Here is a 20,733-nt window from a genome sequence, read left to right as displayed (position 1 = left end):
AGAAATCATTATGAAATATCGTAGGTTAGGAGATAGCGATCTCAATGTTTCAGAAATTATTCTAGGTTCTTGGCTCACTTATAGCGGCGGAGTTGAGCGACAAAATGCTGAAGCTTGTGTGCATAAAGCTTTTGACGTTGGGATTAACTTTATCGATACGGCGAATGTCTATGGTAGAGGATCAGCCGAATCGTTTTTGGGAGAAGTTTTACAGGGGATCGATCGGTCTTCCTACGTTCTAGCAACTAAAGTGTACTTTCCCATGTCCGACACGGATCAAGGATTGTCTGCTGCTCAAATTCGCAAACAAATTGATGCGTCGCTTCAGCGCTTGAAAACGGATTACGTCGATCTCTATCAATGCCATCGCTATGACGAGAACACTCCTTTAGAAGAAACGATGACGGCTTTAACCGAAGTCGTTCAACAGGGGAAAGCTCGCTACATTGGCTTTAGCGAGTGGAGTCCATCTCAGATTCAAGCCGCTTTAAATCTTCCGAATGTGGCGAAGTTTGTTTCGAGCCAACCTCAATACTCGATGCTATGGCGGAAGCCCGAAGCGGAAGTCTTTCCTTTATGTACTGCCAACGGAATTGGACAGATTGTTTGGTCGCCGCTTGCTCAAGGAGTATTGACCGGAAAGTACAAGCCGGGTGAAGCTCCACCTCAAGATTCGCGCGCAGCAAATAGCCAGATGAATGGATTTATGGGAGATTTTCTCAACGATCAAATTTTGAGCGCGGTGCAGGATTTGAGCGCGATCGCAGAAGAACTCAATATCTCGATGGCACAGCTTGCTCTCGCTTGGGTGTTACGAGATCAGCAAGTAACAGGTGCAATTATTGGGGCGAGTCGTCCTGAGCAAGTGGAAGATAATGCAGCGGCTTCTGATGTGACGTTGAGTGCAGCAGAATTACAAGAAATCGATCGGATTTTGCAGCCTGCCCTCACTGCGACAGCGACACGGTAAGTCTGAATTGCAGATTAGCCAAAAAATCAGGATTTAGTCGCCAAGAGTTTGCTAAATTCATTGAGTAACGACGGGCGACTAATTCTAATTGTATGACTAAGCAGCGTGTTCTTTCTGGCGTTCAAACCACCGGAAATCTTCATCTTGGCAACTATTTGGGAGCCATTCGTAACTGGGTCGAAGGGCAAAACCAGTACGACAACTATTTTTTCCTTGCTGATTTGCACGCTATTACCGTCCCGCACGATCGTACAACGCTGGCAGAAAACACTTACGAAGTTGCGGCACTCTATCTTGCGTGCGGACTTGATTTAGAACACACAACCATTTTTGTTCAATCTCATGTCCCCGCTCATGCTGAATTCGCATGGCTCTTAAGCTGCATTACTCCGCTCAACTGGCTCGAAGACATGATCCAGTTCAAAGAAAAGCGCATCAAACAAGGGCAAGATGTTGGTACAGGCTTATTGACTTATCCGGTTTTGATGGCTTCAGACATCTTGCTGTATGAGCCGGATAAAGTCCCAGTGGGCGAAGATCAAAAACAGCATTTGGAATTAACGCGCGATTTAGTCGATCGCTTTAATTTCAAATTCGCGACTCCTGAAGCTCCGGTGCTCAAACGTCCCAATCCTCTGATCCGAGCCGATGGCGCGCGGGTAATGAGCCTGACCGATGGCACCAAGAAAATGTCAAAATCTGACCCGTCTGAATTGAGCCGCCTGAATCTGCTCGATCCGCCGGATGTGATTCAAAACAAAATCAAACGCTGCAAAACTGACCCAGTTCGAGGGCTAGAATTCGGCAATCCAGAGCGTCCAGAATGCAACAACTTACTCACGCTGTACATGTTGCTCTCTGGCAAACCCAAGGATGAAGTCGCAGCAGAGTGTAAAGACATGGGTTGGGGACAATTTAAACCGCTGTTGACGGAAACCGCGATCGCAGCTCTCCAACCCATTCAGGAAAAATATCACGCAATTCGAGCCGATCAAGGTTACTTAGACTCTGTTCTACGATCGGGAAGAGAGAAAGCTTCTGAAGTCGCGAACCAAACTTTGAACAAAGTGAAAAAAGCAATGGGATATACGCTTCCTAGTTAAAGAACTGCAACTGCATAGAACACTGCTGTTTGATTTGTCAGATCTTGCCAGTTGGGGGAATGGGGAAGTGAAGAAAATTGCCCCCTTCCCCCATTTCACAACCAATTTAGGACTGCCATGAAAACATGAGGCGAGATTATTTGGGACTTGTTTCATCAATCCTAAAGTCCGCAAAAATTCGACTGATTCCTCGCATCAAACTTTTTACTGAGTCTTTTAGAAACTTCGCTTGGCTTTGACCTGCCAAGGCATCTCGATTCGCAGATAGGCTTCAGTAGATGACCTGAGTAGAAATTATGCAAAATATTACATTTTATACTGGGGATAAACTCATGTTTTTTCCAGGTTGCCAGTATAAACTGAGTAAATAGAAGGGGCAAGCCGAAGATTATTTAGTGAAAATACGGCTTTTACCATATGCGTTAGATCGTCGCAGTACGAAGGATTTCGGATCGATCTTGGTACTTTTTATACAAAACAGATGCAATCCTTTTTAGTGTAAGTATTGTGTAAAGATTTAATTACGCTCGATTTTCTTGCCGATTCTGTAAAAGTTTCGCGAAAAAACTTCAAACCTCTCAACGTTCCCCGATACGCTAGTCAAGAAGTTGCACTTTTAACGATCGTTGCTCATGACCTATCCTCAAATCTCACAGCCCCTCGGTCACGCCCCGCTTTCTGCCTTCCGTACAGCCGCTCGAAATGGCGAATTTCTTGTCACTGCTGAAGTTGCGCCTCCCAAAGGCACTGATCCAACTCATATGGTGCAGATGGCACAAGTGCTTAAGGGAAGGGTACATGCGGTCAATATTACCGATGGCAGTCGGGCTGTGATGCGGATGTCTTCGCTCGTTTCGGCAGCATTGCTTTTGCAGCAAGGAATTGAACCTGTTTATCAAGTTGCTTGTCGGGATAGAAATGCGATCGGGCTACAAGCGGATCTGCTCGGTGCTCATGCTTTGGGGATTCGGAATGTTTTAGCTTTAACGGGTGATCCGCTAAAAGCAGGGGATCATCCTGAGTCGAAGGCGGTGTTTGAGCTTGAATCAGTGCGCTTGTTGCAGATGATTAGTAAGCTCAATGGCGGCAGTGATTGGAACGATAAAGAATTGACGGATGGAGAGACAGATCTGTTTGTTGGTGCAGCAGTTGATCCACAATGTGCGAGTTGGTCAGGGTTACAGAGACGATTTGAGCGGAAAATACAAGCAGGGGCACAGTTTTTCCAGAGTCAGTTGATTACTGATTTTGAGCGATTGGATAAATTTATGAATGAGATCGCTGCGGGCTGCAATAAGCCTGTGTTAGCTGGAATTTTCTTACTGAAGTCGGCAAAAAATGCGCGGTTTATTAATCGGGCGGTTCCAGGGGTGAATATTCCAGACCATATTATCGATCGCTTAGAAAAAGCTTCTGATCCTTTACGCGAAGGAATGGTAATTGCGGCTGAGCAAGTCAAACTTGCAAAAGAGGTCTGTCAGGGTGTGCATATGATGGCAGTGAAGCGCGAAGACTTAATTCCAGAGATTTTAGATCTTGCGGGTATTCCAGCGATCGCAAAGCAAACTGAACTACTCTCAGCAGTCACTCTTAGCTAAATTCCTTATAGAGTGGCATCTGAGGATGTGTTTTGTAGTGAATGTGGCTGATTTACTTACTAGGTGGTCTGCGCCTTGCGAATAGAATTCGCGGCTATACAAACAAAGTCCGCAACGGCGGACTAAGAGAACTCAACATCTCTTGAACTTGCGGAGGAGGATTTTGTCTATGTAGCTGCGGTTTCAACGGCTAAACTTGCGGTTTAATGAAGTCCCTAAGCTCCGATTCCGTCTCGCCCTCGATTAAAATCGGGGCTAGCAGAGAAAAGTCCACTGAAGGGACTGGAAGACTCTCATTCTGGCTGTTTTAGTCCCTTCAGTGAACTTCGTTTTTTAGCCCCGATTTTAATCGAGGGCGGAATTGCAACGCAGCGAAAAAATGTTTTCGGTTACATGATTAACAAGCTACTTCCTTAGCTTGAAAGTTGCACATTGCCTTTGTTTGAAGAATTCGTGTTGTCGCATCATTGGGACATCTTTGTAGTTTAAGTCGATCGATACATCCCTAACGTCGATCGAACATTCACGCTTGATGTTCAATTCCTCGCAAACGTCGATCGATATATCTCTAACGTCGATCGATGAATCATCATTGACGATCGAACATTCACGCTTGATACTCAAATCCTCGTAAACGTTAATCAATACATCTCTAACGTCGATCAAACATTCACACTTGATGTTCAAATCCTCGCAAACGTCGATCGATGAACTGTCATTAAAAATCGATCACTCGCAATCGATATCTCATGAATCGCAGACGACGTTCGATGAACCACGATCGCAAATCATCCCGAAATGCTTAAAAAATTTGATCGCGTAGAGCGCAAATAAGAAGAGAAAAGAAACAAGAGTAAAGAACAAAAAGGCAAGAGAGCAAAGGGCTACAGAGTCCTCAGTGCAGAACAGACAACACGAAAACCGATGTCGTAGTTGCGAACCCCCGCAGCGTTAACGTAGCGAGACGCAGAACGGCAATTCCACGGAAGGTGAATCCAGGAGCCGCCCCGCACCACTTTGCGGTTGTTCTCTTGATCGCTTTCCATTTCCCAAACACGATCATCCGCAGGCGCATTCGTATAGCTGTCATGCCACGGATCAGCGCACCATTCCCACACATTTCCATGCATGTCATAAAGTCCAAAGGCATTCGGAGGAAAACTTCCTACCTCAATCGTTGTTTCGCGATACTTCCCTTTCGCTGCATTCGCATAAGTTTGATTGCCGTCGTAGTTTGCCAAGTCAGGCGTGATCGCTTCTCCAAAATGGAATGGTGTCGTCGTTCCAGCCCGACACGCATATTCCCATTCAGCCTCGCTCGGTAATCGGTATCGCTCTCCCGTTTTTCGAGTTAATCGTTCGCAAAACTCGATCGCATCATCCCAAAAAATTCGCTCAACAGGTCGATGATTGCCTTTGAACTTGGATGGATCTAGTTCGAGATCCCGATTGATTTTGGGTAATTGAGCGATCGCTTTCCATTGCACCTGAGTCACTGTGTACTTACCCATGAAAAAAGGCTTGATCGTGACTTGATGCCGAGGTTTCTCACGAACTCTTGCTTCTAACTCTCCCTCTGCTGCACCCATCCAAAAGGTTCCACCTGGAATCGAAACCATATCGAAAAAGACACCTTTCGCGAGTTCTTCTCGGCGGTAACTTGCTTGACTTTGACGACGATCGATTTCTTTTCCTCGATCGTTGACCGTAATCACTTCAAAGCTGAAGGTCGGCAGCAACGGCTTCGGAGGAACGACAATCACAGGCTCTGAAATCGAAGCTAGAACATTTTCAATGATTGCCGCTGCATCTGCATCCCTCAGATTTAATCTCTGTTGCGCTCGATCGAGGAGTGATTGAATTCTCGGTGTGACTGATCCTTGAGGCTTGATCAGTGTGATCGCTGCTTCTCGAAACTCCTGAAACGGTCGAATCACTTCAGCTTCAAGCGCTTTCGCTCGCTCCTCAGAAAGCTGAAAACTCTTGCGCGAAATCTCCAGCACAATTCGACTCTCAGGCGAAATCTCGCCCCCATCCTGACTCAGAACAAACAAAACCTCTTCTCGATACTGATCCTCTCCCTGTCCCGACTCGACAATCTCTTGCACGATCGCGTCTGTCTCTCGATCCACTTCTTCTGAAGTCGAACTCTCTGACAACCGTTCTGCAATTCGCTGAACCGCACCCCGCACCCCACGCACAATATCCAGAAACGCCTCATCTCGATTTTCCGAACTCGTCACAGGCTTCGCATTCTTCGGATACGCCTGCAACTTCGCAAACGGCTCATTTTCCCAATCACAAGCGCGCAAAATAATCGGAATCACACAAGCCGTCCCCGCCTCATGCTGCTCCATCGCCTGCGTCAACTCCACACTAGAACAATAGTCTGAATGAATAAACGCCGGACTAATCAGCAACAAAATCACATCAGCAGATTTGAGATTGAGATCGATTTCCTTCGCCCATTCTGCTCCCGCATCAATTTTTCGATCGTGCCATTCCGCGATCGCCCGACTCCGCCGCAAAGCACTCAAATGCTTCTCCAGTTCCACCCTAAGCGGCTCATCCTCATGCGAATAAGAAACGAAAACATTAACAGCACGTACCATTGAGAAAATTCATCGGTGAGAGGGCTTTGCTTATTGTAAGGTGCGATTTATTACGAGAGAAGCTAGTAGTGCACCACAACTAATAGACGACTAGCCCCGCGATCTCCTTTTCATCACCTCCTTCAACTTCCGCTGCAACTCCGGCAAATCCGGCACCACTCGACCATAGCGCCAACTCACATAAGCCTGAGAAATTTCTTCAATCACAGCCGCCCGATCCGGTTGTTGAGTTCGCTTTGCCTGTCGCGCATACTCCAATGGAGTCTCAGCAGAATGTTTCTGAAAGCCCTGCTTTGCTAACTGGTTCAGCATATTTTGATAAAGCCGCTCCATCGGTCGCATGCGCTTCATGCGCTGATACTGTCGCCATCTTTGCCAGCCCTGCACACTCAGCCAACCCAAGAATCCAAGACTAAACAAAATAATCGAAGCCTGAAAGAAACCTGATAAGCCCTGATTTAGCAAACCGAAGAACCCAGAGAGCGTAGTTCTGACAATTTTGAAAATCTCAGCAAACCAAGCCGTAACCGGAGAAGGCAACCATCCTGCCACCCAACTCCAAAACCGTTGCACCAAGCTAAACGGCTGATACTCCTCTACCGAAGGCGGAATTAACTCATGTCCAGGAATCGGATCGATCGTAAACCAACCCGATCGCGGCACTTGAATCTCTGTAATCGCATAAGCATCCGTATTGCGAACAATATATAGCCCCGTGAACGGATTGAATTCTCCAGGCGCAAAGCCCGCGACTAATCGAGCCGGAACTCCAATCGATCGCAACATTAGCGTTAATGCCGTTGAGAAATGATCGCGATCGCCGCCTTGATTGCGTAGAAATGCCTCAACCACATCTTCGCCCGGTTTCAACTCCTGAAAATCTTGAATCCGATAGCGCTGTTTCAGATATTGTCCCAGATAGAGAGCCTTCTCATAATCTGAATCAATCGGTTTCTCAGACGTTGCTAAAATTCGCTCTGTTTCCTCTGCTAATCGCTGCTTCAGCCGAGTTGGAAGTTGCAAATAGGGGCTATTTTCTGGATACTTTGCTTTGAGCGAATTCAACCGTAGCAGAGTCCGATTGCGATAAGGCACATCTGAAACCACGCTGTAAGTCATGCCAGAATGCAATTCAACAGGCGATCGCAGACCAAACTCAGTATCAATCGCAATCTCATCGGTTGGAAAATACAATTCCCGAGGAGCCGAAAGCGCCGGAATTAAATTCGGCAGATCAGACAAAATCGTGAACGTCTGAATCACTTCTTTTGTCTCGCTCATCGTCACTGGAGGCGAAAGAAAGAATCGATATGACCAAGGTGTCCGCTTAATCGTCCTCGTTTGAGCATTGCGAGACACGTCCCACCCTTGTCCGGTGTAGCGATCGAATGCCATCACCCGCCAAAATCCCTCAATCTGCGATCTCACCCGCATGATCACCCGTGGCTTCAAAGGTTTGCGGCGATTTTGACTAATGCTGTTTCCAAAGCCTGGATAAAGCTCATCACTGCGATCGCGCACTTCTCCCCGTTGCGCTGAACTTCCTCCGCCTCGGACTTGTGATTCTAAGGCACTCCGACCTGCACCTGGAGTTCTAATCTCTTGATTATCAAATCTTTCCTGAACCGTTATAGGCGCACTTACAGGAAACATTCTCAGTTGATAGCCAGGAAACCGTGGCATCAGCAGAAAAAATACTAATCCCAAAGCAACGACGATCGCGAAAATCATTGGCAGCTTACCAAAGGTAATTTTCTGCAATCGACTGCGATCGACTTTGACATCACTCACGCCCAACCGTGAACTATAGTCCAACATCAACGTCGGAAGCGCGATCGCTAAAAAGGCAACCAGCAAGCCACCAAAGAGCATCGTTTGACTTAAAGTACTTGCGAGCGAGAGCAACACAAGCCCAATCATCATCGAGTAACCCAAATCCTTGCGGCGCGGCAAATCGAATGTATGCAAAACCTGCACTTGAATGAGAAATTCTGCTAAAACGAGCCGAGTATCGCCCGTCTGCCAAGCCGTCGGTAGCTTACTAAAAAACGTGAGTAATGCGACCATCATCGCGATCGCCAGTAAGAATTTAAATCCAGTATTCTTCTTGCGACGACAGTACCAACTCCAACTCGCCCCAATTGCACTCAGCGGAATTGCCCACAGTCCAATGTGAGTTTCTGCGGCTAAGTCAATTGCCAAAATTCCAATCGTGACGAGCGATTGGGCGAGTACTCGAAACAAAATCGAGTCTTCAGGCTGAATTTCTGGAATGACTTGAATTCGGGGTTTGAACTGTTGCCACCAGTTTTTCATGGGAGAAAAGAGTGAATTTCCAACCCCCAGAGTACCCCTTGATTAGCCTTCAGTGACCTGTGCTTTGAATTCTGCGTAGTCTCGCTCAACTTGTACGGCATACGATCGAGCATAGTCAAGTACAGAATCGTGCCAGACCGAAGCAGTTTCAGCGAATGCGATGAGATCATCTGCGATCGCTGATTTTTGTCGCCCTGTACTGCGCATTTGTCCCCAAGCTGTGACTTCTGCCATTGTTTTGATCACTTTTTTCAATCGCTTTATTTTGCCATTGCTTTTATCGAGGTCAACGCGATCAGCAGTCGGTTGAAGTTCGCGTAAGACGTAAGATTTTTCTGCAATGGTTAATCCATGTAACAAGGCTGGCGGAGATTCTTGAAATCGATTTTGAATGGCAACAATGCGATCTGCTTCACTGTTCCAATCAGGCTGTAGGCACGGAGTATAGGCTTGCAAGGAAGACGATCGAGATAGCTTGAGATCTAATAGATAGTTCTGATTCGGTGAGCCATTGCCTTCGACTAAGATCACATAGCGTTCGAGTCCCAAACTTCCGGTTCCTGCAATTCGATGCATCACATCGAGAATTGTGTAAAACTCTGGTTCTGGATATGTTTGAGTGCTTTCTGCGATCGCTTCTATTACCCTTTCACGCTGGGATTCTGTCGCGGGTTTCGTTTTGCCTTCAATGAGTTTGAGCGATCGCACTTTTGATTTCAGTTCCGTTCGTTCATCTAGAAAGTCTTTGCGTTTCCGCGTTTTCAATCCTAGTAACAATTCCCGAACTAACCCGGTTGACACTTCACCATGAACAGTTCGATCTTTTCCGGTCAAGAGTTCTTTGATATAAGTTTCGAGGAAGCAACGGCAAAGTGCGATCGCTGTTTCATCGTCAATATTGAGCGTATGAGCGCCAACAATCACACTCGTTAAAAACCGCACAACATCCCAAGTACAAGGGGCTAAGAGCGCTTCATCAAAATCATTGACATCAAAATAAACTAAGCGATCGTCTCCCTTGAAGCTGCCAAAATTCTGTAAATGCAGATCGCCACAACTCCAAACAGGCGGTGCAGAGGCAAAAATGCCTTCAACGGGTAAATCCTGATAAAACAGATGACAAGTTCCTCGCAAAAACGAAAACGCATTTTTTGCCATCGTTTGATATTTGAGTTTCAGCAGTTCAGGATCGCGTCCCTGATTAAACTCATGAATGCGATCGACAACAGTTTGATTTGACATTTGGAGAAATAAAAACAGGACAATCTAATTTAACGGATTCGGACGGGTTTCTCGACTTCGCGATTGTGCTGGAAACACGCTACTCTGAGAAGGATATCTTCTGATCAATTTCTCCTATGTTTGACGCTCTTGCCGATCGCTTAGAACAAGCCTGGAAAAAAGTTCGCGGTCAAGACAAAATCTCTGAATCGAATGTCAAAGACGCGCTGCGGGAAGTTCGGCGCGCGCTCCTTGAAGCAGATGTGAATCTGCAAGTCGTCAAAGATTTTGTCGCAGAAGTTGAACAGAATGCACTCGGTGCAGAAGTCATTGCAGGCGTTCGCCCCGACCAGCAGTTTATCGAAATCGTCTATAACGAACTGGTCAAAGTGATGGGCGATGCCAATGTGCCCCTCGCTGAAGCAGAAACCGCTCCCACGATCGTACTCATGGCGGGTTTGCAAGGGACAGGTAAAACAACTGCAACCGCAAAACTGGCGCTGCATTTAAGAAAAGAAGATAAGAAGGCATTGCTAGTCGCAACCGACGTTTATCGACCTGCTGCGATCGACCAATTAATCGCACTCGGTAAGCAAATTAATATCCCCGTATTTGACATGGGGAAAGATGCCGACCCCGTAGAAATCGCACGTCAAGGGGTTGAAAAAGCGAGAGCCGATGGCTTTGATGTCGTGATCGTTGATACTGCCGGACGTTTGCAGATTGACGAATCCATGATGGGCGAATTGAAGCGGATCAAAGACACGATCGAGCCGCATGAAACCCTGCTGGTCGTCGATGCGATGACGGGTCAAGAAGCTGCTAACCTGACTCGCACCTTCCATGAGCAAATCGGCGTAACGGGTGCAATCCTTACCAAAATGGATGGGGATACTCGCGGGGGTGCGGCACTCTCGGTACGGCGAATTTCTGGACAGCCGATCAAATTCATCGGGATCGGTGAGAAAGTTGACGCATTACAGCCGTTTTATCCTGACCGGATGGCTTCACGGATTTTGGGCATGGGCGATGTCCTGACCCTCGTTGAGAAAGCGCGGGAAGAAGTGGACATGGCAGAAGCCGAAAAAATGCAGGAGAAGATTCTATCTGCAAAATTCGATTTCTCTGACTTCCTCAAGCAAACTCGCCTGCTGAAGAACATGGGATCGCTCGGCGGTGTCATGAAGCTGATTCCTGGCATGGGCAAGATGGTGAACGAAGAACAGCTTGCCAAAGGTGAAGAACAACTGAAAAAAGCCGAAGCGATGATCGGCTCCATGACGGTCGAGGAACGGAAAAATCCCGATCTGCTTGCCAATTCTCCTAGTCGTCGGAAACGGATTGCCAAGGGTTCCGGACATTCTGACAAGGAAGTCAGCGAATTGGTGACGAATTTCCAAAGAATGCGATCGCTGATGCAACAAATGGGTTCAGGTCAGATGGGTTTTCCTGGAATGGGTCCGATGGGTGGAATGCCCAATCCATTTGGGGGTGGAAATCCATTTGGCGGAACGGGTGGTGGAATGCGTCCACCCCAGCCTGGATTTAGAGGCTATCAAGGCGGAGGCGGGAAGAAGAAAAAAGGCGGCAAAGATAAGAAGAAAAAAGGCTTCGGCAATCTGTAGAGTTTGAATTCAAGACCAACGTCAGCCTCACAATATTCTTGCGATTCTTGCGTTGGTCTATCACTCACTTGAAACGCGATGGAAACCTCAATGACTTCCGAACAGCGACTACTGGTTAAGCTCCAGCAACTCTCACCTGAAAAGATAGCTGAAGTCGAGAATTTTATTGACTTCTTATCGCAACGAGAGCAAGAGAATCAGCAGCTCACTGCGATCGCAACTCAGCTTTCAGAACCCGTTTTTCAGAAGATTTGGGATAATCCCGACGATGCCGAGTACGACAACTTATGAATTCGGGAATGTTTTACTTGTTCCTTTTCCCCTCAGCGACCAATCCACAAACAAAAAGCGTCCTGCCGTTGTGATTAGTTCTGGAGCGTATCATCAAGCTCATCCAGATCTAATTCTCATTGCAGTGACCAGTCAAATTTCAACTCCCCGATTTGGAGACTTGATTATTCAAGATTGGCAGTCCGCAGGCTTGTTAAAAGCCTCAATGATTAAACCTGCGATTACAACGATCGAACAAAAATTAGTGATTCGTAAACTCGGAACTTTGCAATCTTCTGATCAGCAAGATCTGCATCAACTCTTACAAACAATCTTAGGAATTTAGCAGCCTTGCGGTAAGTAATAGAGTGAGTGTCTCTAATTTCCCCGCACCATGTTAGGATGACTATTCCGGGAAGTGTGGCAATTCCGCCATATCACGTTGAAACTATCAGAAAGGAGTCCTCGGTTCTAGTTATGCTCAAATTGAGATTAAAGCGCTTTGGTAAAAAGCGTGAAGCCAGCTATCGGATTGTTGTTGCTCAAAGTACCACTCGTCGCGATGGTCGCCCCTTGGCAGAAGTTGGATTTTATAATCCCAGATCAGATGAAGTCCGTTTAGATGTTCCGAAGATCTTGGATTGGATGAAGAAAGGCGCACAGCCGACGGATACTGTTCGCGATATCCTCTTCAAAAACAATGTACTTGAGCAATTGAAAGCTGAGTAATTCTTGTGAAACCTGTGACTCCAGATTATGCCGGACTGATCCGGTTTCTTGTTGAACCTTTTCTCGAAACGCCAGATGCGCTGAAAATCGACTGTGAAGTGCTCGCCAATCGATCGCGGATTTGGATTCGTTTAGCGTTTGAAGGCACGGACAAAGGACGTGTCTTTGGTCGAGGTGGACGAAATGTTCAGGCAATTCGGACTACGATCGAGGGTGTTGCGAAGGCGGCAGGACAGACGGTAAATCTGGATGTTTACGGGAGCGGTCGAGAAGATTCTGAGGATCGCCCTCCCAGACGCGATCGTCCTCAAGGGCGACCGACTCCCCGCACTGATGCTCCCAAACGACCCACGCGAGAAAATTAATTCGTGTGAATCGGTCAACTTGTAAGCTTCGCGAATCGAATTTGCGAAGCTTTTGAAGTATTTTACGATCGACTAAACAAAGATTTTGCGGCTGATTTGATCACATTGCCTGTATCCGATAGCGTTTGAGAGACAGGATGTTCCGTTTGCAAAATGACTCGCGCACAGTTGCGTCCTGGCAAGCCTGAAATCGATCCGCCGGGATGAGTTCCTGCACCTGTGAGAAAGAGTCCCTCGATCGGGGTTTTATAATTCGCAAGTTCCGGCAATGGGCGGAAAAACATCATTTGATCAAAGCTCATATCCAGATGATAGTAATTGCCTTTTGAAACTCCAATCCGGCGCTCTAGCTCGGGTGGACTTTCAATATGACGGGCAATGATTGAAGATTTGAGATTGGGGGTGTATTCAGCCAGTTTATCGAGAACACGATCTGCGACTTGATTTTTTAAGTCTTCTGTCCATCCTGTTCCTTTTAGCCCAGTGCCTTCTGCTCCTGCAATTTGGTACGGCACAAAGAATTCAATCCAGAGAGTATGTTGACCTTCGGGAGCGAGAGACGGATCTAGTAAAGATGGCAAGACCATATACATCGACGGATCATCGATTGGAATTCTGCCAATATTCGGATCAGTATGGGCAAGCTCTACTTGAGTGACCGAATCTGCAATCAACGCTGAACCCATCCAGTATTGATCTTGATGATTGTAATTTTCAAAGCGGGGCAATTCTGATAAAGCACAATCAATTTTGAGAATGGCTTCATTGTGGTTGGCAATGCGACGAGAAACTCGTTCTCGCAATTCAGCATCTGCTGCATCAACATCGCGCTCATCGATCAATTGTAAAAATAGTCTTTGAGCATCCAGGCTCGATATCACTCCCATCGTCGATCGATATTCTTGACCATTCGTGAGCCGAACTCCTACAGCTTTTCCATCATCGATCAAAACCCGTTGCACCTGCTGATCCGTCCGAATTTCACCACCGAGATCCTGCACACATCGAACCAACGCTTGCGTGAGTGCCCCAGTTCCACCTTTGGGACGTGCCATACCCGGATTGTGCCGCAATGACATCATAATTGAACCCACTGCCATATTCTTTTGGGAAGGCGGGGTGCTAAGTTCAGCAGAAAGTCTTGCGAGAGGCGCTTTCAAAAACTCTGAATCAAAGTATTCATTGATCACATCAAGCGGGCTAGATAACATGGTGCGGATGAGATCCAGCGTTTTGTCTCCCGATCCCATCAACGACATCATATCTTTGATCTTACTAATATCGTAGTTTCCTGCCATATCTACGATCGACTTGGGAGGAGCATTAAATATCGGAGTCAGCATTCCAATCACCCGCTGCCAGAAGTCAGTAAACTCAGCATATTTGGCAGCATCACGGGGACTGTATCGTGCAATTTCAGCACAGGTTTGCTCGACTGAGCGACGCGCTAAAAAGTATTTGCCATCTGGGTGAGGACAAAACACAACTGGGTCACAGAATAGATATTCCAGCCCGTATTTTTCTAGCTCTAATTCTTCAACAACAGGTCCTAAGTGAATGAAAATATGATTGATCGCACAAGGGCTAAACAGAAATCCAGGAGCGTCTTCTGGCATCAGTTCTTCTGTCGTCGCTGCCCCGCCTGGAATGGAATTTTTTTCAAGCAGTAAGACACTATAGCCTGCTTTGAGGAGGTAGGCAGCACAGACTAAGCCATTATGCCCTGCACCAATAATGATCGCGTCGTAGCTTTGCATGTTAAATACTGTTAGAAATTAACTTCAAGAGTCGCGCGTGCGTGAGTACGATCGCACGGTACATCCTACAGTCAATCTTGAAAGCTCCGAATCACTAAGAAGTTGCACTTTTGAGTAGTAAAAAATCTGCCAAAAGAGAGGAGAGCTCGCTTGTACTTTTTTAAACCGCGAAAACTCTTGCTAGCCAATTTTTCCCTCAATCAAGAGTCAACATCGGAATTGCTATCGCAGTGCGTAATTTTCTTTATACTCTACGAGTTCTAGCCATGTGCTATCGGGATCTTTTACATAGATGCGGTACTTGGTTTCTGGAGAATCCTCAAGCATATATTCAATTCCGTTTGCTTCTAGTAACGCGGTCATTTTTTTGCCATCTGCAATCACAAAGCCGATGTGATCAATATTTCCGGTATGAAGTGGACTGGCTTGAGATGCGTTGGGTCGTTCGTAGAGTGAGAGATAGAATTGCTGATTACCAAAATGCAGCCAACTCATGTCGTTTGACTGTTCTTGGGCACGGATAAACCAATCAGGAAAGAGGGTTTGGTAAAACTGCAAGGTTGCTTCTAAGTTCTGACAAACCTTGTTGATATGTTCAATTCGATAGAAGTTCATAGTCACCTCTGAAATCTTTGTTGTCTAAATCATACTCGTTATGAGTTTGAGTTGCAACCCAGATTTATCGCGATCGCACTTCTATTCGAGTTTTTTCATCCAGAAGCAGGCTTATACAGCAGTTGAAGAATTACGATCGCCGTAGTTCTGTTCAATCCAAGCCTGATACGCTCCAGATTGGACTTGTTCGACCCAATCAGTGTGATTGAGATACCACTGAATTGTTTTGAGTAAGCCACTGGCAAAACTTTCTTTGGGTTCCCAGCCTAGCTCACGCTGAATTTTACTGTTATCGATGGCATAACGGCGATCGTGTCCAAGACGGTCTTTGACAAAGGTAATCAGTTCAGCATGTTGAAAATTCGCCTTGGGAGCTAGTTGATCCAACACAGTACAAATCTGATTCACGACTGCAAGATTCGTTTGTTCGTTGTTTCCACCAATGTTGTAAGTCTCTCCAATTCGCCCATGTTGCAAGACTTGGTAAAGTGCATCACAATGATCGTCAACATAGAGCCAGTCTCGAATGTTTTGCCCATCTCCGTAAATCGGGAGAGGCTTTCTATTAAGAGCATTGAGAATCATCAAGGGGATAAGCTTCTCCGGAAATTGGCGTGGCCCATAATTGTTAGAACAATTTGTCGTCAGCGTTGGTAATCCATAGGTGTGATAATAAGCCCGAACTAAATGATCAGCCCCTGCTTTAGAAGCTGCATAAGGACTGTTTGGTGCGTAAGGCGTATTTTCCCGAAATGCTGGATCAGTTGGGCTGAGTGAGCCATAGACCTCATCGGTTGAAACCTGTAAAAAGCGGAAGCTATCGCGTTTCTGACCCAGTAATTTCTCCCAATACGCTCGACTTGCTTCGAGCAGGCGAAATGTGCCTAGAATATTGGTTTCAATGAATGCGTGTGGATTCAAAATTGAGCGATCGACATGACTTTCTGCGGCAAAGTTCACAATTGCATCTGGCTTGTACTGCTCCAACAAATCCTTCAGTAATTCAAGATCACAAATATCTCCTCGAACAAAAGTATAGTCAGGATGCTGCTCTAACTCTGCGAGAGTCTGATAATTACTAGCGTATGTAAGCTTATCAAGGTTGATAATGCTTGCCCATTGTTCTTTGCAAGCCTTCAATACAAAATTAGAGCCAATAAAACCCATTCCACCGGTGACAAGAAACGTTTGCATAGCTTGGCTCTGATCAACTGAATCAAATATTATTCTCGTGCTATCGCTTAATTGATGATTGAAACTAAGACTTTAACATTATGCCCATTGGGATAGACAATCTTGACTGTGTGCATTAAAGCCTTCCCTTAGAAAGATGAACGAACATATTTAATCTCTCACATTAGGTTACGAGTCGTTAAGACCCTAGTTATGATGAAATCTGTGAGTGCTATTCAGCTTTCTATTTGTGTTGGAACTCGGAATCGTCCAGCGGATTTGATCCGATGTCTCAATTCATTAGTATTACTCGATACGATCGAGTTTGAGATCATTGTGATCGATGATGCTTCGGAAATCGCGATCGCGGATCGGGTTCTTCAAGAAATTCATCCTAGCCTTGTCTCTAAAATTCAGTTTTTCCGCCATGCACAGAATCGCGGGATTCCTGCAACTCGGAATGAACTTGCACAGCGCGCAAATGCACCGTATTTGTTCTGTCTTGATGATGATGCTCAGTTACTCAGTGCGAGTAGCATTCATGCCGCAATCCAAGTGTTAGAAACAAGTCCAGAAGTCGGGGCTGTAGCACTGTCTCAAACCAATGAGCGAGGAGAATTGTTACCTGGACAGCCTGCACCCGCAAGTTATCGATGCTACGCCCCAACTTTTATTGGATATGGAAGCTTACTGCGGCGCGAGCTATTTGTAGAGCTAGGAGGCTATCGGGAAGTGTTCGCGGCTTATTATGAGGAGCCAGAATTTTGTAAACGGATGCTCGATCGTGGTTTTTACGTCGTCTATCTTCCCGATGCAGGCATCATTCATCACCAATCTCCGATCGGACGCAACAATTTAATTGCGCTCAGAAATGGCTGCCGGAATAAATGTTTTGCTGCGGTTTATAACGAGCCACTCTTCATGATGCTCTTGAGTATTCCAGCAAGACTTTTGGTTTACAGCTATAAGCATCAGCAATACCGCAAACAGCAAGGTATCGAAAGTGAGTTTGGAGCGGGGTGGATTTTGGCAGAACTACGCAGGAATTTTTCAGTGCTTTGGCGCGATCGTAAAGCGTTGAAGTGGACGACCTACTACAAATGGCATAAAGTTAAACGTACTCCAGCCTATGAACTTGTAACCTAAAGTTTTGACGTATGAAGCTATTAATTATTAATCATTCCTGTACGATTCCCGTTGTACAGCAGTTTTATGCTGAAGTTGAACGGCAAACGGGTTGGGAGATTACGATCGTTGTTCCCAGTAATTGGCAAGATGAATATAATCGCGTCCGTACAGTAGAGCGATGGAAAGACTTTACAGGACAGCTTATTAGTCTACCTGTTTGGAAATCAGGGAGTATTCCATTACACATTTATCGGTCTTTATTTTTCAACCTGTTGCGAGATTTAGCTCCTGATTTTATCTATGTGCATCAAGAACCTTATGCGTTAGTCACTCTGCAAATTTATTTAGCAAACTATCTCACTATTCGTAAGTCCATTGGCTTTTTTACTTGGCAGAACATTTTTAAGAACTATCCAGTTCCTTTTCGACAAATGGAGCGCTGGATCTTGAAACATACAGATGTGATGTTTCCAGGATCGCACAGTGCAGAAGCAGTGATGCGAAAAAAAGGTTTTACTGGACAAAGTGTTTTGCTACCTTCAGGGGTTGATCCGGCGATTTACTATCCCAGAGAACAGCAGTCTAGACCTGACGAAATCTTGATTGGATATGTGGGGCGAATTGTTGAACAGAAAGGCTTGAAAACATTATTACTAGCACTTGGAGAAATTGCACATTTGCCGTGGCGATTTGTTCTGATTGGAAGCGGAGAATTTGAGCCAGAATTTGATCAGATTGCTCGATCGCTGAATTTAAGCGATCGCATTGAAAAACATGGTTTTGTCCCGTTTACAGAAACACCAAACTATCTTTCTGAGTTAGATATTCTCGTCTTACCCTCTGAGACCCGATCAAATTGGAAAGAGCAATTTGGACGAGTCATTATTGAAGCGATGGCCTGTGGAACAGCGGTGGTCGGGTCTGACTCAGGAGAAATTCCGTATCTGATTCAAGCGACTCAAGGTGGAGTAGTTTTTCCAGAAGGAGATGCGATCGCGCTTGCTCGATCGCTTGAAAGATTGATTTTAGAGCCAGAGTTGCGAGTTTCTTTAGCCGAAACAGGACGAAACTCGGTGCATCAAAATTATACGAATGCGCTATTAGCTCATCGTTTTGCGGAAGCAATCAAAAATCAAGTGGAATTTGATCCGAAATCGCAGCGTTCAGGAGTACAATCGTTTCCGTCTCCTTAAATGTTCAGCGTATGTCTCTTTCGCGATCGCGTATTCCAGATCAACGTTGGTATATTCATCCCGATCAAAGCGATCGAGCGGTTCAGCTTGCCTTAGAGACAAATCGCTCTCCCCTGTTAACGCAAGTTCTGCTCAATCGCGGATTAGAAACCTTCGAGGACATTCAAGAATTTCTCGATCCACAGCAAGAGTTACCGTCTGCACTGGAAGATTTTCCGGATTTAGCCGTAAGTTTGGAACTCTTGATCAATGCGATTAATGACAAAACTCGGATTGCTATCTGTGGAGATTATGATGCGGATGGAATGACGAGTACAGCATTGCTACTCAGAGCATTGCGATACTTAGGTGGGCGAGTCGATTATGCGATCCCCAGTCGGATGAGTGAAGGCTACGGGATCAACACTCGGATTGTAGAAGAGTTCTACGAAGAAGGCGTAGGACTGATTCTCACAGTCGATAATGGAATTGCCGCCCATCAACCGATCGAGCGTGCTAGAGAGCTAGGTTTAACGATCATTGTGACGGATCACCACGATCTCCCCCCAGAACTTCCGAATGCGAATGCAATTCTCAATCCGAAGCTAATTGCAGAAGAGTCGCCGTATCGAAGTATGGCAGGGGTGGGAGTTGCTTATGTGTTGGCGCTCTGTTTAGCTCAAAGTTTTGGACAGACGAGAGAATTGCAGAACTCTTTGCTAGAGCTATTTACATTAGGCACGATCGCAGATTTAGCACCTTTAACCGGGGTGAATCGCCGATGGGTCAAACGAGGCTTACAGCTTTTACCGAAGTCTAAAATGGCTGGAATTCAAGCCCTGATTCAAATTGCCGGATTGAGCAATGAGAAAAACTTGAAGCCGGAAGCGATCGGGTTTCGGTTAGGGCCGAGAATTAATGCGATCGGGAGAATTGGCGATCCGCAAGTTGTGATTGAGCTACTTGTTACTGATGATGATGGCGTTGCTTTAGAACAAGCCATGAAGTGTGAGATTGAGAACAAGCGACGGCAGCAACTTTGCGAACAGATTGAGAAAGAAGCGATCGAGTATTACGAAGATAGCTCGTTTGATGCAAAAGCTGATCGAGTATTACTTCTGGTAAAACGGGATTGGCATCATGGTGTGATTGGGATTGTTGCTTCTCGATTAGTTGAGCGATATGGGGTTCCAGTGTTTATTGGAACTTATGAAGATGACGATCATATTCGCGGTTCGGCTCGGAGCATTCCAGAATTTAATGTTTTTGAGGCATTAGAATTTTGCAAGGATCTGATGCTGAAATCAGGGGGACATAAAGCAGCGGGTGGGTTCTCGTTTAAGGCAGATCGTTTAGATGAAATTCGCGATCGCTTGAGAACTTTCGCACATCAATCTCTCAAAACTGAGCATCTTAAGCCTTTAGTGACGATCGATGTTGAAGCAGATTTAGCTCAAATTGATCTGGCACTTCATGCACAGCTTGATGTTTTACATCCTTGCGGGATGGAGAATCCTGAGCCTGTATTTTGGACGCCGAATGTTTTAGTGACCGAGCAGCGGCGCATTGGCAAGGGACATATCAAACTTGTCTTAGAATCTGCAGGGCAAAAAGTAAATGCGATCGCGTGGCGTTGGGGTGAGTATTTTCCGTTACCAAGCCCCTTAGATGTTGCCTATCGAGTCAAGTCGAATGAGTGGAATAATCAGGTTTCTGTCCAACTTGAAGTTCTCGGTGTGAGATTCCCAGGACAGAGTTCTCAGACAGAATTTCGATTTAGCGATCGAGTCTATCACTGCACAATGCTCGATCAGAAAGAATTAAGAATTCAAAATGCGAAGGGCGATATTTTAGTAATCCAAAAAGGACAGAAAATTGGAACACTTGGGAGAAGTGATCAGACAGTACAAGAAGTCGATGTTTCACAAGCACCATACTATGATCTGGTGAAAGCTGCGGTGAATGCTTTGGCAATTTAGATTGATAGACTTGAACTGAAACGGAAGAAATCGGTCGTTCTTTCAAGGCTGCCCTCTACTTTCTGCTCACTCTTCTACAATAGGGTTGAGACATTTTCTA

At 45.8% G+C, this 20,733-nt stretch carries 17 protein-coding genes; 11 read left to right on the top strand and 6 right to left on the bottom strand.

Translation table 11 applies throughout. The features are described from left to right. The 3 genes from OU814_RS29245 to OU814_RS29235 form a co-directional block, all read left to right on the top strand. On the top strand, positions 1 to 970 hold a 970-nt coding region (locus tag OU814_RS29245; RefSeq protein ID WP_268243009.1), incomplete at its 5' end, for an aldo/keto reductase family protein. 92 nt (positions 971 to 1,062) lie between these two features. Further along, positions 1,063 to 2,073 carry a tryptophan--tRNA ligase gene (gene trpS, locus OU814_RS29240; protein ID WP_268243008.1) on the top strand — a complete coding sequence of 337 codons (1,011 nt, stop codon included), beginning with the start codon at positions 1,063 to 1,065 and terminating at the stop codon, positions 2,071 to 2,073. Positions 2,074 to 2,705: 632 nt separating this feature from the next. Next, positions 2,706 to 3,671, top strand: coding sequence for a methylenetetrahydrofolate reductase (locus OU814_RS29235; protein WP_268243007.1), 966 nt, complete (start codon positions 2,706 to 2,708; stop codon positions 3,669 to 3,671). A gap of 884 nt (positions 3,672 to 4,555) precedes the next feature. On the opposite strand, the gene OU814_RS29230 is transcribed toward OU814_RS29235, so the two are convergent. The 3 genes from OU814_RS29230 to OU814_RS29220 all read right to left on the bottom strand — a co-directional run bounded on the left by OU814_RS29230 (position 4,556) and on the right by OU814_RS29220 (position 9,841). Continuing rightward, the gene (locus tag OU814_RS29230) at positions 4,556 to 6,283 is read right to left on the bottom strand and encodes an SUMF1/EgtB/PvdO family nonheme iron enzyme (RefSeq protein ID WP_268243006.1); all 1,728 of its coding nucleotides are present in this window, start codon (positions 6,281 to 6,283) and stop codon (positions 4,556 to 4,558) included. A 90-nt stretch (positions 6,284 to 6,373) separates the two neighbouring features. Continuing rightward, positions 6,374 to 8,599 carry a transglutaminase TgpA family protein gene (locus OU814_RS29225; protein ID WP_268243005.1) on the bottom strand — a complete coding sequence of 742 codons (2,226 nt, stop codon included), beginning with the start codon at positions 8,597 to 8,599 and terminating at the stop codon, positions 6,374 to 6,376. 42 nt (positions 8,600 to 8,641) lie between these two features. Continuing rightward, entirely contained in the window at positions 8,642 to 9,841 is a 1,200-nt protein-coding gene (locus OU814_RS29220) for a DUF2252 domain-containing protein (protein ID WP_268243004.1), read from the bottom strand. 116 nt (positions 9,842 to 9,957) lie between these two features. On the opposite strand from OU814_RS29220, the gene ffh reads away from it, so the two are divergent. The 5 genes from ffh to OU814_RS29195 all read left to right on the top strand — a co-directional run bounded on the left by ffh (position 9,958) and on the right by OU814_RS29195 (position 12,809). Further along, a complete protein-coding gene (gene ffh / locus OU814_RS29215; protein ID WP_017288452.1) occupies positions 9,958 to 11,445 on the top strand; it encodes a signal recognition particle protein in 1,488 nt (495 codons plus the stop codon). A 90-nt stretch (positions 11,446 to 11,535) separates the two neighbouring features. After that, positions 11,536 to 11,736 (top strand): DUF2281 domain-containing protein, encoded by a 201-nt coding sequence (locus tag OU814_RS29210; RefSeq protein WP_225885694.1) that lies wholly within the window; start codon positions 11,536 to 11,538, stop codon positions 11,734 to 11,736. Next, positions 11,714 to 12,061 carry a type II toxin-antitoxin system PemK/MazF family toxin gene (locus tag OU814_RS29205; protein WP_017288450.1) on the top strand — a complete coding sequence of 116 codons (348 nt, stop codon included), beginning with the start codon at positions 11,714 to 11,716 and terminating at the stop codon, positions 12,059 to 12,061. Before OU814_RS29210 ends, OU814_RS29205 begins: the two co-directional genes overlap by 23 nt. Before the next feature lie 56 nt (positions 12,062 to 12,117). After that, on the top strand, positions 12,118 to 12,444 hold the full coding sequence (gene rpsP, locus OU814_RS29200) for a 30S ribosomal protein S16 (protein WP_317135183.1): 327 nt from the start codon (positions 12,118 to 12,120) through the stop codon (positions 12,442 to 12,444). 5 nt (positions 12,445 to 12,449) lie between these two features. Continuing rightward, on the top strand, positions 12,450 to 12,809 hold the full coding sequence (locus tag OU814_RS29195; protein WP_017288448.1) for a KH domain-containing protein: 360 nt from the start codon (positions 12,450 to 12,452) through the stop codon (positions 12,807 to 12,809). Positions 12,810 to 12,871: 62 nt separating this feature from the next. Here the strand turns inward: OU814_RS29195 and crtO are convergent, their stop codons facing one another. From crtO to rfbB, 3 genes are all read right to left on the bottom strand, one after another. Further along, complete coding sequence (crtO, locus tag OU814_RS29190; RefSeq protein ID WP_268243003.1) at positions 12,872 to 14,566, bottom strand: beta-carotene ketolase CrtO; 1,695 nt, start codon at positions 14,564 to 14,566, stop codon at positions 12,872 to 12,874. A 222-nt stretch (positions 14,567 to 14,788) separates the two neighbouring features. After that, entirely contained in the window at positions 14,789 to 15,181 is a 393-nt protein-coding gene (locus OU814_RS29185; protein ID WP_268243002.1) for a VOC family protein, read from the bottom strand. 111 nt (positions 15,182 to 15,292) lie between these two features. Further along, positions 15,293 to 16,375 carry a dTDP-glucose 4,6-dehydratase gene (gene rfbB / locus OU814_RS29180; RefSeq protein ID WP_268243001.1) on the bottom strand — a complete coding sequence of 361 codons (1,083 nt, stop codon included), beginning with the start codon at positions 16,373 to 16,375 and terminating at the stop codon, positions 15,293 to 15,295. Between the two features lie 192 nt (positions 16,376 to 16,567). Between rfbB and OU814_RS29175 the strand changes: the two genes are divergently transcribed. From OU814_RS29175 to recJ, 3 genes are read left to right on the top strand one after another with little or no spacing between them, the layout of a single operon-like run. After that, a complete protein-coding gene (locus tag OU814_RS29175) occupies positions 16,568 to 17,500 on the top strand; it encodes a glycosyltransferase family 2 protein (protein ID WP_268243000.1) in 933 nt (310 codons plus the stop codon). Positions 17,501 to 17,511: 11 nt separating this feature from the next. Then, complete coding sequence (locus OU814_RS29170; RefSeq protein ID WP_268242999.1) at positions 17,512 to 18,675, top strand: glycosyltransferase; 1,164 nt, start codon at positions 17,512 to 17,514, stop codon at positions 18,673 to 18,675. 11 nt (positions 18,676 to 18,686) lie between these two features. Beyond that, a complete protein-coding gene (gene recJ, locus OU814_RS29165) occupies positions 18,687 to 20,633 on the top strand; it encodes a single-stranded-DNA-specific exonuclease RecJ (protein ID WP_268242998.1) in 1,947 nt (648 codons plus the stop codon). The last annotated feature ends 100 nt before the right edge of the window (positions 20,634 to 20,733 follow it).

This window comes from Leptolyngbya sp. GGD (genome assembly GCF_026735145.1).
Lineage (GTDB): Bacteria > Cyanobacteriota > Cyanobacteriia > Leptolyngbyales > Leptolyngbyaceae > Leptolyngbya > Leptolyngbya boryana.
The sequence above is the reverse complement of the archived record's forward strand: the minus strand, read 5'-3'. Positions and strand labels throughout refer to the sequence as shown.